At 65.5% G+C, this 14,348-nt stretch carries 14 protein-coding genes; 3 read left to right on the top strand and 11 right to left on the bottom strand.

Annotated features, from left to right (window positions below; all coding sequences use genetic code 11):
- Nucleotides 1-185: 185 nt before the first annotated feature.
- From AC1DYM_RS19630 to AC1DYM_RS19660, 7 genes are all read right to left on the bottom strand, one after another.
- A complete protein-coding gene (locus tag AC1DYM_RS19630; protein ID WP_477341196.1) occupies nucleotides 186-893 on the bottom strand; it encodes an SGNH/GDSL hydrolase family protein in 708 nt (235 codons plus the stop codon).
- Nucleotides 894-911: 18 nt separating this feature from the next.
- A complete protein-coding gene (locus AC1DYM_RS19635; RefSeq protein WP_477341198.1) occupies nucleotides 912-1,610 on the bottom strand; it encodes an RES family NAD+ phosphorylase in 699 nt (232 codons plus the stop codon).
- A 44-nt stretch (nucleotides 1,611-1,654) separates the two neighbouring features.
- The gene (locus AC1DYM_RS19640; protein ID WP_477341200.1) at nucleotides 1,655-2,056 is read right to left on the bottom strand and encodes an MbcA/ParS/Xre antitoxin family protein; all 402 of its coding nucleotides are present in this window, start codon (nucleotides 2,054-2,056) and stop codon (nucleotides 1,655-1,657) included.
- 172 nt (nucleotides 2,057-2,228) lie between these two features.
- Nucleotides 2,229-3,965, bottom strand: coding sequence for a DUF885 domain-containing protein (locus tag AC1DYM_RS19645; RefSeq protein WP_477341202.1), 1,737 nt, complete (start codon nucleotides 3,963-3,965; stop codon nucleotides 2,229-2,231).
- A gap of 45 nt (nucleotides 3,966-4,010) precedes the next feature.
- Nucleotides 4,011-4,715: a helix-turn-helix transcriptional regulator gene (locus AC1DYM_RS19650; RefSeq protein ID WP_477341204.1), complete on the bottom strand. Its 705-nt coding sequence runs from the start codon at nucleotides 4,713-4,715 to the stop codon at nucleotides 4,011-4,013.
- 69 nt (nucleotides 4,716-4,784) lie between these two features.
- A complete protein-coding gene (locus AC1DYM_RS19655; protein ID WP_477341206.1) occupies nucleotides 4,785-5,423 on the bottom strand; it encodes a glutathione S-transferase family protein in 639 nt (212 codons plus the stop codon).
- Nucleotides 5,420-5,605, bottom strand: a complete 186-nt coding sequence (locus AC1DYM_RS19660) for a hypothetical protein (protein WP_477341208.1) — start codon at nucleotides 5,603-5,605, stop codon at nucleotides 5,420-5,422. Before AC1DYM_RS19660 ends, AC1DYM_RS19655 begins: the two co-directional genes overlap by 4 nt.
- Before the next feature lie 134 nt (nucleotides 5,606-5,739).
- Between AC1DYM_RS19660 and AC1DYM_RS19665 the strand changes: the two genes are divergently transcribed.
- Complete coding sequence (locus AC1DYM_RS19665) at nucleotides 5,740-6,765, top strand: class 1 fructose-bisphosphatase (RefSeq protein ID WP_477341210.1); 1,026 nt, start codon at nucleotides 5,740-5,742, stop codon at nucleotides 6,763-6,765.
- Between the two features lie 106 nt (nucleotides 6,766-6,871).
- Nucleotides 6,872-7,792, top strand: coding sequence for a patatin-like phospholipase family protein (locus tag AC1DYM_RS19670; RefSeq protein WP_477341212.1), 921 nt, complete (start codon nucleotides 6,872-6,874; stop codon nucleotides 7,790-7,792).
- A 10-nt stretch (nucleotides 7,793-7,802) separates the two neighbouring features.
- On the opposite strand, the gene AC1DYM_RS19675 is transcribed toward AC1DYM_RS19670, so the two are convergent.
- The 4 genes from AC1DYM_RS19675 to AC1DYM_RS19690 all read right to left on the bottom strand — a co-directional run bounded on the left by AC1DYM_RS19675 (nucleotide 7,803) and on the right by AC1DYM_RS19690 (nucleotide 12,596).
- Nucleotides 7,803-9,107 (bottom strand): c-type cytochrome, encoded by a 1,305-nt coding sequence (locus AC1DYM_RS19675; RefSeq protein ID WP_477341213.1) that lies wholly within the window; start codon nucleotides 9,105-9,107, stop codon nucleotides 7,803-7,805.
- On the bottom strand, nucleotides 9,104-11,377 hold the full coding sequence (locus AC1DYM_RS19680) for a xanthine dehydrogenase family protein molybdopterin-binding subunit (RefSeq protein WP_477341215.1): 2,274 nt from the start codon (nucleotides 11,375-11,377) through the stop codon (nucleotides 9,104-9,106). Before AC1DYM_RS19680 ends, AC1DYM_RS19675 begins: the two co-directional genes overlap by 4 nt.
- Nucleotides 11,374-11,868: a (2Fe-2S)-binding protein gene (locus AC1DYM_RS19685; protein ID WP_046965790.1), complete on the bottom strand. Its 495-nt coding sequence runs from the start codon at nucleotides 11,866-11,868 to the stop codon at nucleotides 11,374-11,376. Before AC1DYM_RS19685 ends, AC1DYM_RS19680 begins: the two co-directional genes overlap by 4 nt.
- 143 nt (nucleotides 11,869-12,011) lie before the next feature.
- A complete protein-coding gene (locus AC1DYM_RS19690; RefSeq protein WP_477341218.1) occupies nucleotides 12,012-12,596 on the bottom strand; it encodes a TetR/AcrR family transcriptional regulator in 585 nt (194 codons plus the stop codon).
- Nucleotides 12,597-12,875: 279 nt separating this feature from the next.
- Between AC1DYM_RS19690 and AC1DYM_RS19695 the strand changes: the two genes are divergently transcribed.
- Nucleotides 12,876-14,300: a chitinase gene (locus tag AC1DYM_RS19695; RefSeq protein WP_477341220.1), complete on the top strand. Its 1,425-nt coding sequence runs from the start codon at nucleotides 12,876-12,878 to the stop codon at nucleotides 14,298-14,300.
- The last annotated feature ends 48 nt before the right edge of the window (nucleotides 14,301-14,348 follow it).

The following is a 14,348-nucleotide window of genomic DNA, read 5'->3' on the forward strand; positions in this document are numbered from 1 at the left end:
TCTTTTGCGCAAAATAAAACCCCGGCAGCCAGGGGAGGAGCTGCCGGGGTCGGTGTCGGGTCCAGGCTATCAGGGGAAATAGCGGGACCCGGGACAGAAGGACCAATGGAAACCGGTCGTCTGACAACAGGTCGCCTCTCGGCGATCACAGACTTAGATAAGGGCGATCGCGTGAAGTTCCCGCATTAGGGGGTGGTCGCGTTTGGCTTGCGTTTATCTTCAGCAGCCATCGCGTGCTCCGCGAGCCACGGCTTCACCTGCGCAACCCACAGGGCATAACCCTTCGCCGTCATATGTAACCCATCTTCGATGAACAGATCCGGCTTCGGCTGGCCCTGCGCGTTGAGCATTGCCGGCACGACATCGAGGAAGGCGACGTTCTTCTGGGTCATCGCCCACTCGCGGATGAGCTTGTCCGCCCGCAGGATGTTCGGCAATAGCGCGACGCGCGCGACGCTCGGCTTGATCGCAATGAAGGCGATCGGCAGAGCAGGCTGCGTTTGGCGCACCTTGGCGACGAAGGCGGCGAAGTCATCGCGCACCTGTTCCGGCGTGTCGCCACCCTGTAGATCGTTGTCACCGGCGTACATCACCAGAGCCGCTGGACGATACGGCGCCACGATGCGATCCGCGAAGGACGTGGCATCGTCGAGGTCGGAACCGCCGAAGCCACGATTGATCACACGATACCCAGGAAAATCAGTGGCTAGCGTCTTCCAGAAGCGGATCGACGAGCTGCCGATGAAGAGCACCGCGCTGCCTGGTGGGGGATTGGCCTTGTCCGCGGCTTCGAAGGCCTGGATGTCGGCGTTCCATTTGTCGTGGTCGGCATCCTTCGCAAGGACACCGAAGGAAAAAACGAAAAGGATGAGGAAGATCGTCAGACGTGTCATCGGAAACACCGTAACCGCTTACGGTCGGCGAGGTAACCCCTGGCGCTCGACGGGTGTCACCTTCAGCACCGCTTCGACGCGCACGCCGTTCCAGCGATAGATGAGGTGCTCGGCCTGTACGCAAGGCGCGACCAGATCGGGATAGAACACGGCGACGCATTCCCCTCCCTCGTGCCGTGCGCTGTCGTAGACGATGCCGTTGGAACCCTCGTCGCGCAGCTGACGGGCCAATTTCACACTGGCAGTGTACGAATCGGGGTCATGCACCGCCGGCCAGCCGCCGCGAATGTCGTGCAGCTTCCCGGCGATGGCTGTCTTGTAGCAGCGCACCTGGACGTCGGTAGGCGGCTCGTTTGTGGCCGCGAGGAAGGCCTCCCGGTGGAAGACAGTTTCCTCGATGGCCGTGGCGATGCTGTGCGCGGCGTAGAACGCGCCCCAGTGGCCATCGGAAAAGCGACTGCCCTCGGGCGGGACGTGCGCGAAGGCGGCCATGATCGGCGTCGTACCGGGCCCCGAAACGCGTCGGCCTGGCGGCACTAGGCTCAGGGCGCCGATTTCATCCCGCAGACGCGGATTGGTCAGCGACTCGATCGCCATGACCGCATCGATGTCCTTCGGATCGGCAATCCGGTCGAACAGGCCGACCGGCGGAAACCGGCTGGGAACGATGCGGTAAGCCTGGGTCCAGCGGATGCGGCGAAGTGGGGGTGGCGGCAAGCTCCCATCATCACGCGAGCGGCTCCTGCCTGAGGGCGGGGCGCTCACCCGTTCCAACCGCGCTGGGCGTCCAGGTACTGACGGACGACGTAGAGATCGGCGACGTTGCCCGAAAGCATGCGATCCAGGGCGGGACGGCCTCCGAACAGGGAGGCGTCGTTGGGCTTACGTAGCCAGGCATCGGCCTGTGCCGGATCGGGAAAGAGGATCTGCAGGTCCTTCCAGATACCCAGCAGGTAGCTGATTCGCTCGATGACATCGCGGGATGGCGTGCCGTCCTGCTGTTTTTTCCACTTGAAATACGTGGACTCGGGCGGGTCGCCGAGCAGGGTACGCTGCTCGTTGACCCGGAGCTTCCACCGTTCGGCGAGGGCGAAGAAGGCCCGCAGCGCGGGACCTCCGAGGTCGCCGGTGGGTGTGGGTTCGGCGTGGATGACTGAATGCATCGCTGCTCTACCTGTGGAGTTATTTGGCAATATACCTCATAGGTAGACTCCAGTCACGGAAAAATCGGTGGATATGTGCTCCTTGTGGGAGCCAGAGCTCCTCTGGGGTGGGGGAGCTTGCGGCTAAGCCGATTCGTTGGCTTTTCGCCGCTGAAGCGGCTCCTGCATTTCCTTATTTCTTGGAGGCGATCCAGGCGTCGACGTGCTGCTCGAGGACCGGCAGCGGTACCGAGCCCAGAGCGAGGACCGTGTCGTGGAAGGCGCGAAGGTCGAACTTCTCGCCCAACTGCGTTTCGGCGCGCTCGCGCAGCTCGCGGATCTTCAGGTAGCCCAGTTCATAGGAGAGCGCCTGCCCGGGCCAGCTGATGTACCGATCCACTTCGTTGGCGATCTCGCGCTGGCTGAGGGCCGTGTTCTGCGTGAGGTAGTCGATCGCCTGCTGGCGGGTCCAGCCCAGGTGATGGATGCCGGTGTCGACAACGAGACGGCAGGCGCGCCACATCTGGTAGGTGAGGTAGCCGAAGTGTTCGTAGGGCGTGTGGTAGATCCCCATTTCTTCGCCGAGGTACTCGGAGTAAAGCGCCCAACCCTCACCGTAGGCCGAGATGTAGCCGTCACGACGGAACGGCGGCAGCCCGTCCTGCTCGGCGGAAAGGCCCAGCTGCAAGGCATGACCCGGCATCGACTCATGCAGGGTCAGCGCGGGCATGTTGAAGAGGGGGCGCGACGGCAGGTCGTAGGTATTGACCAGATAGACGTCCGCACCGCCGCGGCCGGAGGTGTAATACGGCGCGATGTCCGCCGGAACGGGCTCGATCGCAAAACGCTGGCGGGGCAGGAGGCCGAAGTACTTGCCCAACTTGCCGTCCACCTGCTTGGCGACCCACGCCGTGCGCATGAGCAACTCGTCGGGGGTCTTCGCGTAAAACTGGGGATCGGTGCGCAGGAATTGCAGGAACGCCGGGAAGTCCCCCTTGAAACCGGTGTCCTTCATCGTCCCGAGCATGGCCTCATGGATCTTCGCCACCTCGCGCAGGCCGATCGCATGGATCTCGTCGGGCGAAAGGTCCAGCGTGGTGTACTCGCGGATCTGCTGGCGGTAGTACGCCTTGCCGTCCGGCAGCGATTCCGCGGCCAGCGTGGGTCGCGCCTTCGGCAYGTACTCGGTGCGGAAGAAGGTCAACAGCTTGCCGTAGGCAGGAATCACGCCCTGGGCGATCGCGCTGCGTGCGTCGGCGCGAAGCGCCTCGGCATCCTTGGCCGGCAAGGACTTGGGCAGGGTCTTGAACGGCTTGTAGAGCGCACTGTCTTCCGGGTTCTTCAGCTCGGCCACGGCGGCGATCGAGACGTCGCGGCCATCGAGCACGTCACGCGGCACGGTGAAGCCACGCGCCAGCCCGAGGCGCATGTTGGCGATCTCCTGATCCATGTAAGCCGGAATCTGCCGCACACGCTCGATGTAGTGCCGGTAGTCCTCGCGCGTGCGCAGGTCGTCGCCATGGAGCACATAGCCCACATCGGACCAGAACGCCGAATCGCTGTTGAATGGCATCTGCCACTGCTCGAAGCGCTGTGCGGCCGCGAGATTGAAGATCTGCTCGTGGTACACCGCGTAGTCCACGCGAACCGTGCCGCTGAGCGTGCGTGGATCGATGCGATCGAGCTGCGCCAGCACGTCGTTCCAGTAGGCCAGGCGCCGGGCCTGGCTGGCCGCATCCACCGTATCCAGGCGGCCGTCGCCAGGCTGCGCTTCACCCGAGGTGAGGATGCCGGCCTGCCCGTTACGCCAGCTCCATTCCTTCGTATAGATGCCCTTGAAGGCCTCGTCCGGCGACGCGGTGGGCGTGGCGGCGTGGGCGGTAGCGGCGAACATACCGGCGAAGGCGATGGCGCGGATCCAGGGAGACATGCAGGAGACCGTTGACGGGGAAACCCCGATCATCGCATTCCCGAGTCATTCCAGTCCCGCGTAGTGCCCTCGCATGGTGTCGAGGTAGGCCTTCAGGTCGCGCCCCGGCTGATCGGTAAACGTCTGGCCCTCGTCGCGGCATCCCTCGATGCGATCGGGCCGGAAATTGCGGAACGCCTGTCGATGCCGGCACCAGGTGCCCAGCGTCCACGCGCCGCCCCAGAAGGAGAGGCAGAGCGGCTCCACTTCGCGCGTGGAAGTACGCCCCTCGGCATCGCGGTAATCCAGGCACAGTACGCAATGCCCGACGATGGCCGCGTGCAGGCGATCGAGCATGACCGCGACCTCGTTCTGGAACGGGTCACGCCAGATCGGTGCGAAGATCCTCGATTGCGCCGATCGCTCGCGAAGATCGGGCGGCAGCACCGCCTCGATCTTGATCAGGGCGGACTGCGCCTCGCGCGCCAACCGCTCACCCGCGAACGCGCGGACGAACCGGGTGCCGGCCACGAGCGCTTCGAGTTCGTCGGCCGAGAACATCAGCGGTGGGATGTCCGAGCCCTTGCGCAGGACGTAGCCGACACCGGCCTCCCCTTCGATCGGGACACCGGAGAGCTGCAGGTCGGCGACATCGCGATAGACGGTACGTAACGAGACTTCGAGCGTGCTGGCCAGCTGGCGGGCAGGCAAGGCCGTGCGTCGCCCCCGGAGAGCGTTGATGATGAGGAACAGGCGGTCGGCGCGGCGCATACCCGAATCATCGCCTCCCGCGCGGCGCGCGGGAAGCGATGCATGTCATGGCAGCGCATATCCACTCGCTCACGCGACCGCGAGGGTCTGCGCGCGAGCCAGTGCGGCGTCCTGCCCGGTGGCGCGGCAGATGGCCGGCCGGGCCATCAGGCGGGCCACGTAAGCCTCGAACACATCGCGACGCGGCACGATGCCGAAGCGCATGGTCCAGTCCAGGGCGCTGGCCCAGAGGATGTCCGCGGCGGTGAACCGGTCGCCGAACATCCAGGGACCCGTAGCCAGCTGGGTCTCGAGCATGTCCATGACCGTATCGAAGTCGCCGTAGGGGCAGGTCGAGGTCGGCGCCGGCTCGTGTTTCATGAAGCGGTCCATCACCGCCGGCTCGAAGCAGGAGCCGTAGAAGGACAGCCAGCGCAGGTACGGCCCGCGCAACGGATCGCCAAGGCCAGGCGCGAGACCCGCTTCGGGGAACAGGTCGGCGAGGTAGGTGAAGATCGCCGGCCGTTCGGTGACCAGGCCGCCCAGGTGCTCGATGGCCGGCACCTTGCCCATGGGATTGACCTTCAGGTAGGCCGGCTGGCGCTGCTCGCCCTCGACCAGGTTCATCACATGGATGTCGTACTGCGCGCCCAGCTCCTCGAGCAACATCAGGGTGCTCCCCGAACGGCTGTTGGGCGCGTGGTGGAACTTGATCCGACTGGCATTCATGCGTGTGATTCCCTGGTGGTCTTGGTGGCGATCTTCGAAGCCGGCCTGGCAGGCGCCGAGCCGTTACGTGGCAGGGACGGCCGTACGTCGTCGGACGCGAACCGGTACTGTCCGTCCATCAACAGCCCCCGGCGCCCGAGCGGCGCATAGAGCACGGCGACACGATCGAGAAAGCGATTCATGCGACTTCCCTCTCCGTTGCTTCGGCAGAGGGACAGTCTGCGCGGGGGCTACTGACAGCGTTCTGTCAGCAGCCCTCTGGCGCCGTTCACCCGGCACCCGGACAATGGGTGGTTTCGCGCCTGAGTCCGCCCCGATGACGAAACCGATTTCCTTGATCCAGTTCCTGATCGAAGAGAAGCGCGAGGGGCATATCAACGCCCAGCTCAGCCTCCTCATCGAAGTGGTGGCGCGCGCCTGCAAGCGCATCTCCGTCGCGACCGGCAAGGGCGCCCTCGGCGGCGTGCTCGGCAATGCCGGCTCGGACAACGTGCAGGGCGAGGCCCAGAAGAAGCTGGACGTCATTTCCAACGAGATCCTGCTCGAGGCCAACGCCTGGGGCGGCCACCTCGCCGCCTGCGCCTCGGAAGAGATGGAAGATCCGCAGCCCATCCCCGATGCGTATCCGAAGGGCAACTACCTGCTTCTCTTCGATCCGCTCGACGGCTCGTCGAACATCGACGTGAACGTGTCGGTCGGCACGATCTTCTCGGTCCTGCGCTGCCCGGATGGCGTCACCGAACCGAAGACGGAAGACTTCCTCCAGCCCGGCACCGATCAGGCCGCGGCCGGCTACGTGGTCTACGGTCCGAGTACCGTCCTGGTGCTGACCTTCGGCCACGGCGTGCACGAGTTCACCCTCGATCGCGAGCACGGCAGCTTCGTGCTGACGCGCCGGGGCATCACCATTCCCGACGAGACGGCCGAGTTCGCCATCAACATGTCGAACCAGCGCCACTGGGAAGCCCCGATGCAGCGCTATATCGGCGAGCTGCTTGCCGGTTCGACCGGCCCGCGCGGACGCGACTTCAACATGCGTTGGGTCGCCTCGATGGTGGCCGACGTGCATCGCATCATCACCCGCGGCGGCGTCTTCATCTATCCGCTGGACGCCAAGATCACCGCCAAGGGTGGCACCGGCAAGCTGCGCCTGATGTATGAAGCCAATCCCATGGCCTTCATCGTCGAGCAGGCTGGCGGCGCCGCCACCACGGGCCGCGAGCCGATCATGAGCCTGCAGCCGACCGCCCTGCACCAGCGCGTGCCGGTCTTCCTCGGCTCGAAGCACGAGATCGAGATCGCCACCCGGTATCACGTCGAAGCCGACGACACCCGCGACTGAACCACGGGCCGGGCGGCACCTCGTCGCCCGGCTTCCGCCATTTACCTGTCATTGGTGCGCCGCGCCGGTGCCCGATGATCCGCCAGCCCTCTCTCGGTCCGCCCCCATGACGCTTCGCGCCCGCACCTGGCTTCCGCTGGTTCTTACCACCCTGCTTTGCGGCTGCTTCGGCGGCACGAAGCCGGATACCCGTCCGGACAACGCCGTCCCCGTATTGGCCGCCAAGCCGCGCATCGGCCTGGCCTTGGGTGGCGGCGCGGCGAAAGGCTTCGCTCATATCGGCGTGATCAAGATGCTGGAAGCCAGCGGCATCCATGTGGACGTGGTCTCCGGCACCAGTGCCGGCAGCGTGGTGGGCGTCCTCTACGCCAGCGGCATGGATGCCTTCCAGTTGCAGGAAACGGCCTTCTCGCTGGATGAAGGCAAGATTCGCGACGTTCGCTTCTTCTCCGGCGGCATGGTGCAGGGCCAGAAGCTTCAGGACTACGTCAACGACTTGCTGAAGAACACCCCGATCGAGAAGCTGCACACGCCGTTTGCCGCAGTGGCCACGGAACTGGAAACCGGCGAGAGGGCGATCTTCGTCCGCGGCAACGCTGGCCAGGCGGTACGCGCGTCGAGCAGCATTCCCGGCGTCTTCGAGCCAGTCGAGATCAACGGCAAGCACTTCGTCGACGGTGGCGTGGTCAGTCCCGTGCCGGTCGATGCCGCGCGCCAGCTCGGTGCGGACATCGTCATCGCCGTCGACATCTCGGCCCGCCCCGACGGCAGCAATCCTGCCGGCATGGTCGGCATCGTCGGCCAGTCGATCACCATCATGGGTCGCAAGCTGGCCGAGCAGGAACTTGGTCGCGCGGACATCGTGATCCGGCCGAAGGTCGGCCAGATCGGACCGACCGACTTCGACCAGAAAAACGTGGCCATCCTCGAGGGCGAGCGCGCCGCGCTCACCGCCATTCCGGCGATCAAGGCGAAGCTAGCGGAGAAGACGGCCGCCATGGGCAAGCCGCCGGTCCCCGCACACTGATCGAGGGGCGTTACAGCTCGCGTCGCTTGGCCACGTCGTCCGCGGTAACCGTGCCTTGCTTGCCACCGAAGTGCCCGATCACGAAGTTGGCCAGCGCGGCCACTTCGGGATCGCTGTAACCGTGCCCGAAAGCGGGCATGTAGACATCCGTTTCGCCGATGCGCATGGTCACCCCGTGCAGGATCGCCTGCGTGACATTCAGACCCTTCGGATCGTTGACGCCACGCGTACCGGCCAGACCGGCATAAGGCGTCTGTTGGCCCGCGCCGTTCCACTGATGACAGCTGGCACAGGCGCCTTCGAACAGGCGCCGGCCCTCCGCGTTCGCGCTTTCCACGTCACCCCCTGGCGCGACGGCGGTGGACGCCACCATGGCCTTCGGTGCCGGATCGACCGCGATCGGATCCTCGCCCTCGCGAGCCGGGACGGTGCGTAACCAGGTCACCAGCGCCGCCGTGTCTTCGGGTTTGAGGAACTGCAGGCTATGTGCGACGGCTTCGCCCATCGGACCCATGGCTGAAGCGTGTCCTTCGGCATGCCCCGTACGCAGGTACTGAGTCAGCGCTTCGTCACTCCATTTGCCGACGCCGTGCGTTGGGTCCGAGGTGATGTTCCAGGCACGCCAACCCTGCAGCTCCGCCCCCGCCAGTGCCTCGCCGTGCTTCAGGCCGAAGCCCAGGTTGCGTGGCGTGTGGCATTCCGCGCAGTGACCAAGCGGACCGGCGAGGTAGGCGCCTGCGTTCCACTCGGGGGTCTTTGATGGATCGTTCGGGAAGCGCTGGCTGCGGAAGAACGCGGCGTTCCAGAAACCCATCGCCCAGCGCTGGTTGAAGGGAAAGCCGAGATCGTTTGGCCGCTCCGGCTGATTCACCTTGGGCAGCGTGAACAGGTAGGCCTTGATCGCCAGCACGTCTGCACGGCTGAGCTGGGTGTACGCCGTGTACGGGAAAGCCGGATAGAGGTGCTTGCCGTCCTTGCGCACGCCCTCGCGCACGGCACGCACGAAGTCGTCGTCGCTCCAGCTACCGATGCCGGTCTCGACATCGGCGGTGATATTGGAGGAGTAGATGGTACCGAACGGCAACTTGAATGGCAGGCCGCCGGCAAAGGGTTTACCGGTCTCCGGAACGGTATGGCAGGCGATGCAGTCGGCCGCGCGTGCCAGGTATTCGCCACGCACCACCGGATCGGCATTCGAAGGCGCACCGGCGATCACGGGTGACGTACCGTCGGCCGAGTCGGTTCGATTGAGGGCGAAGTACGCCACCGTGCCGATGATCAGAAGCAGCACGACGAGGATGAGGAAGCGCTTCATGCGACGTCTCCCTTTCCGGTCCCGATATCGGCGACGTGTTTGAGGGCCTCGGCCGATTCCACCAGCGACGTGCGCGTCACCGGAAGCTCGCTGAGGCGCACGCCGGTGGCGGCGTAGATCGCATTGGCGAGCGCGGGCGCCGCGATGGCCGTGCCGACCTCACCGAGCCCACCCGGCGACTCGCTGCTGTTCACGGTGTACACCTCCATCACCGGCGCTTCGTTGATACGCAATGTGCGGTAATCGTGGAAGTTGCTCTGCTCGATCATGCCGTCCTTGAGCGTGATGCCGTTGAACATCGCCGCACTCAGTCCGAACAACAGGCCACCCTGCACCTGGGCCTGGATGGAGCTCGGGTTGATGGCGATGCCGACGTCGACCGCGACCACCGCGCGACGCAGACGCACCACACCCTGCGCGGTGACTTCGACCTCGACGATGGCGCAGACATGGCTGCCGAACGGCGACGCCACCGCGATGCCGCGGCCGACCCGGGCAGGCAACGGCTGCCGGCCCCAGCCGATCTTCTCCGCGGCGAGATCCAGCACGCCGAGCGGTCGCGAGCCCGGCTTCATCAGCGAGCGTCGGTAGGCAAGTGGATCTTTTCCGGCGGTTTGCGCCAGATGATCGATGAAGCTCTCGACGATAAACAGGTTGTGGGTGGGCCCGACACCACGCCACCAGCCGACGACGAGACCGGGCGGCATCTCGTGACGCACCCATTCCACGAGCACGTTATCCATGTCGTAGGGCAGGTCCGCCGCCGATTCGATGGCGTCGCTGTCCATGCCGTCCTTGCCCATGGCCGCCGGCAACCAGCGCCCGAGCACGGTACCGCTGGTAATGCGGTGCTTCCACGACGTCGGCTTGCCGTCGTCGTCGAGGGTGGCCGAGATGCGATCGAAGTAGAGCGGGCGCACGCGGTCGTGACGGATGTCCTCCTCGCGACTCCAGATCACTTTCAGCGGATACGCCACCTGTTTGGCGAAGGCGACCGCCTGCTCGACCTGGTCGGTTTCCAGGCGCCGGCCGAAGCCACCGCCGAGGTATTGGTTGTTGACCGTCACCGCCTCCAGCGGAATGCCACAGATGCGTGCGGCCTCCTTCTGCACACGCGTAGGCACCTGGGTCCCCGTCCAGACCTCGCACTTGCCCGGGGTGACGTGCACCGTGGCGTTGAGCGGTTCCATCGGCGCATGCGCCAGCATCGGCGAGACGAAGGTCATCTCGACGGCCTTGCCGCCGGCCGCCGCCTCGCCTTTCGGTTTGCGGCCGATAAGTGCCGGGCCTGTGCGCGAGCTTTCCTGCAGCGCGCCGACCAGGGTGGCGGTATCCAGGTGCGCGTTGACACCCTTCCGCCATTCGATCGCCAGCGCGTCGAGGCCACGATGGGCCGCCCAGTAGTGCTCGCCGACCACGGCGACCGCGTTGTCGAGTTTGACGACGTCGACGACACCGGGAATCGCACGCGCCTTCGTGTCGTCGACGCTGCCAAGCGTGCCGGCCAGTTCGGGACTCGTGCGCACCGCCGCGTATTTCATGCCCGGCACTTTCACGTCGATGCCGAACTGCGTGCCGCCATTGACCTTGTCGGGTGAATCCACACGGCGCAACGGCTTGCCGATGACGGTAAAATCCTTGGGATCCTTCAGCGTGACGGTTGCCGGCTGCGGCAACTTACCCGCCGCTTCCGCCACGGCACCGAAGCCGAGCGTGCGGCTGGAGGCAGCGTGGGTGATCGTGCCGCGCGACACCGAGCAGCTGGAGGGATCGACATGCCACTGTGCGGCGGCGGCGGCGACGAGCATCTCGCGGGCAACCGCACCCGCCTCGCGCAGCGATTGCCATTGCCCGCGCGTACTGGTCGAGCCGCCAGTGATCTGGCCGCCGCCCAGCAGGGCGATCCCGTACAGCGCATCGCTCGCGATCGAATGCTCGACCTTGATCTGGTCGAGCCCGACACCGAGCTCCTCCGCCAGCATCATCGAGATGCCGGTATAGATGGCCTGGCCCATTTCCGCGCTGGGCATCACCAGTCGCACGCTGCCGTCGGCATCGATGCGAATGAAGGCGTTCGGAGCGAAGGGTGGGTTGCCATCCGCTGCCGCGGCCGCTTCATCCGCCGCCTGCCGGCGTGGATTCATCTGGGCAACGGCAGGACCGAGACCAGCCGTCCAAAGGAAGGCAACGGCGAGCCCGCCGCCCGCCAGTTTCATCGCGGCACGTCGACCGCTGTCGACGTCGGTGTCGGGGGGCGTGCGCGTCTTCATGCGGCGCTCCCGTCGACGAGGACCTGGAGCCCCTGGGGCTGACCCGTCGCCGCCTGCTTGATGGCCTCACGGATGCGCACGTAGGTGCCGCAACGGCAGATGTTGCCGGCCATCGCGGTATCGATGTCCTGGTCGGTCGGGTTCGGCGTGCGCGCCAGCAGCGCCGTCGCGGACATGATCTGTCCCGACTGGCAGTAGCCACACTGCACGACGTCGACGGCCAACCAGGCCTGCTGCACCTTCGCCCCTTCGGGCGTCTGTCCGATCGCTTCGATGGTGGTCACGGCGCGGTCGCCGACGGCCGACACGGGTAGCTGGCAGGAACGGACGGGCTGCCCATCCAGGTGGACCGTACAGGCACCGCATTGCGCGATGCCACACCCGAACTTCGTGCCGGTCAGGCCGATCACATCGCGCAACACCCAAAGCAACGGCATATCCGGCGGGACGTCGGCCTGACGTTCCTCGCCATTCACGCGCAACGTAACCATAGATTTTCCTCGGCTGGTGGGGCGCGAGGGCCCCATTGGCTAACTCACAGGCAGGCTGTCAGGTTACGCCGAATATCGCGCTTCGGATGCGTGTGGAATCCACGTATTTGGACCGAATCACCGCCGTGGAACCGCCGGAACGGTCAACCCGCCTCGATCAATTCCAGCGCGGACTGACGACCCAGCGCCAGGATCTCGTCCGACAGGGCCGGCTCGGCCACGGCACGCGACAGCGACAACGAGCCGACCATCGAGGCGAACACCGCCATCGACAGCGTGCGGCGACGCTTGCCGCGGACGGTGTCCGGTAGCGTGCCGGCGATGACGTCGACCATCTCGCTGAAGCCTTCGGTGAAGGCGGCGCGGGTCTCGACGGGCCGACGGCCCATCTCGGCCGACAGGGCCGCGGCAACGCAGCCGGTCTCCGGATGGTCGCGGTGCTCCACCGACAGGTAACCGTTGACCAGCGCCCGATATCCCTCGCCGCGCGAGGCGGCGATGCGCGCGGCCATCCTCTCGGCGGCGCTGCTGGCGCCGTTGGCGACGCTCTCCCGGACGAGGTCTTCCTTCGACCCGAAATGGTTATAGAAACCACCCTGGGTCAGGCCGACATCGTTCATCAGGCTGACGACGCCGACCGCATCGATGCCGTCGGCACGAAAACGTTCGGAAGCGGCTTCGACGATCTTCTGTCGAGTCTGCTCCTTGTGACCTTTCTCATAACGCATGCTTACTTACTCCCATCGGGGACGTCGCCCCCTGCCCGTGCGCCGATTGTAACCAATCCTTGCGCGTTGAAATGTCGAGCGTCATGGTGCGGTGCGGCGAGCCGCGTAGTCGGCGAAATTCACAACTTTGGTGAAAGTGACGCCGCGCTTCAGTTCCCACGCAGACGGCCACGGGAAATCAGACATATCCGATATTCGCGGGCAAATGTCGCCGAATACTCTGGTCACGCGCTGCCATGGCGCAGCGTATCCAGAAGACATCGCCGCATGGAGGCCAACATGAAGATCCCGCACCACCGGGCGATCCGCCCTACCCTCGCGCTCGCCACACTCACCGCGCTTGCAGGACCCAGCGCCTCACTTGCGCTGGATTACGATCCGCACCGTACCTACACCGAAAACTGCGTCGTCACTTACAAGAACGACCGCTTCCGGGCCAAGTGGTGGGTGGAGGCCGGTCACACGCCTGCTGACGTCGATAGCGCCGCGAATCCCTGGGATACGCCGTGGGAACGCACCGGGCTGGGGTCACCGACCGGCTGCCCCGGCAGCGACCCGGTCGACCCGGGCAAGCCGGACCCTGGCCAGCCAGGCCGGGTGTTGCTGAGCAAGCTGCTCGCCGACGAAGCACGCTTCACCTCCGACCCGCTGATGGCCGCCGTGAGGGCATCCATCCGCACGCTGGACAACGTCAGCGTGGAAACCGTGGCGCCGGGGCGTTCGCACAACCCGGCCAACGTGCGGCGCGTCGAAGCGATCGTCGACGAGACGCGATTCGACTACCTGTTTCCGTTGCGCGCGCCGGAATACACCTACCGTGGATTCCTCCAGGCCATCGCCAAGTTCCCTGCCGTTTGCGACGACTACGAGCACGGTCGCGACGCCGATGCCATCTGCCGAAAGACGCTGGCGACGATGTTTGCCCACTTTGCCCAGGAGACCGGCGCTCATGAATCCTGGCGTCCGATCGAGGAGTACCGCCAGGCGCTCGCCTATGTGCGCGAAATGGGCTGGAACGAAGGCGCTCGGGACGGCTACAACGGCGAGTGCAAGGTAGACGGCTGGATCGCCGAGACGTGGCCGTGTGGCACGTACCCGGATGGCACGTTCAAGAGCTACTTCGGTCGTGGTGCCAAGCAACTCTCGTACAACTTCAACTACGGGCCCTTCTCCGAGGCGATGTATGGCGATGTGGGCGCGCTGCTGGATGCACCGGAGCGTGTGGCGGACACCTGGCTCAACCTCGCCAGCGCTACCTTCTTCTTCACCTACCCGCAGCCACCCAAGCCATCCATGCTGCATGTGATCGACGGCACCTGGCAGCCCAACGAAGCGGATCGTTCCGCGGGCCTGGTGCCGGGCTTCGGCGTGACGACGCAGATCATCAACGGTGGTGTGGAATGCGGAGGTACCGCCGAACACGCGCAGTCGGCCAATCGCATCACGTATTACCGCGCATTCGCCGCGACGCTGGGCGTGCCGGTCCCTGCGGATGAAGTGCTTGGCTGCAAGGGCATGAAGCAGTTCGCCGAGGGGGGTGCCGGGGCGCTTCCTATTTATTGGGAAAACAACTGGACCGAACAAGCCGGCTGCAAGCTGGTCGGCTACCAGACGCCATTTTCCGGGCTGAAGCCGGGAGACTATGTGGCGTGCGTGCGCAAGGCATTCCCACACGTCGAGATCGTCGACGACGTCAGAAAGTAAGCCAGCACCTGTAGGAGCCGATTCATCGGCGATCCCGCAGCAGCGGGC

Source organism: Luteibacter sp. P1_D3 (genome assembly GCF_056406135.1).

What these genes read in the sequence shown, in the direction of transcription:
- AC1DYM_RS19630 (WP_477341196.1), bottom strand. Translation starts at nt 893, where the DNA reads ATGACACGTCTGACGATCTTCCTCATCCTTTTCGTTTTTTCCTTCGGT.
- AC1DYM_RS19675 (WP_477341213.1), bottom strand. Translation starts at nt 9,107, where the DNA reads ATGAAGCGCTTCCTCATCCTCGTCGTGCTGCTTCTGATCATCGGCACG.
- AC1DYM_RS19690 (WP_477341218.1), bottom strand. Translation starts at nt 12,596, where the DNA reads ATGCGTTATGAGAAAGGTCACAAGGAGCAGACTCGACAGAAGATCGTC.
- AC1DYM_RS19660 (WP_477341208.1), bottom strand. Translation starts at nt 5,605, where the DNA reads ATGAATCGCTTTCTCGATCGTGTCGCCGTGCTCTATGCGCCGCTCGGG.
- AC1DYM_RS19680 (WP_477341215.1), bottom strand. Translation starts at nt 11,377, where the DNA reads ATGAAGACGCGCACGCCCCCCGACACCGACGTCGACAGCGGTCGACGT.
- AC1DYM_RS19655 (WP_477341206.1), bottom strand. Translation starts at nt 5,423, where the DNA reads ATGAATGCCAGTCGGATCAAGTTCCACCACGCGCCCAACAGCCGTTCG.
- AC1DYM_RS19640 (WP_477341200.1), bottom strand. Translation starts at nt 2,056, where the DNA reads ATGCATTCAGTCATCCACGCCGAACCCACACCCACCGGCGACCTCGGA.
- AC1DYM_RS19650 (WP_477341204.1), bottom strand. Translation starts at nt 4,715, where the DNA reads ATGCGCCGCGCCGACCGCCTGTTCCTCATCATCAACGCTCTCCGGGGG.
- AC1DYM_RS19695 (WP_477341220.1), top strand. Translation starts at nt 12,876, where the DNA reads ATGAAGATCCCGCACCACCGGGCGATCCGCCCTACCCTCGCGCTCGCC.
- AC1DYM_RS19670 (WP_477341212.1), top strand. Translation starts at nt 6,872, where the DNA reads ATGACGCTTCGCGCCCGCACCTGGCTTCCGCTGGTTCTTACCACCCTG.
- AC1DYM_RS19685 (WP_046965790.1), bottom strand. Translation starts at nt 11,868, where the DNA reads ATGGTTACGTTGCGCGTGAATGGCGAGGAACGTCAGGCCGACGTCCCG.
- AC1DYM_RS19665 (WP_477341210.1), top strand. Translation starts at nt 5,740, where the DNA reads ATGACGAAACCGATTTCCTTGATCCAGTTCCTGATCGAAGAGAAGCGC.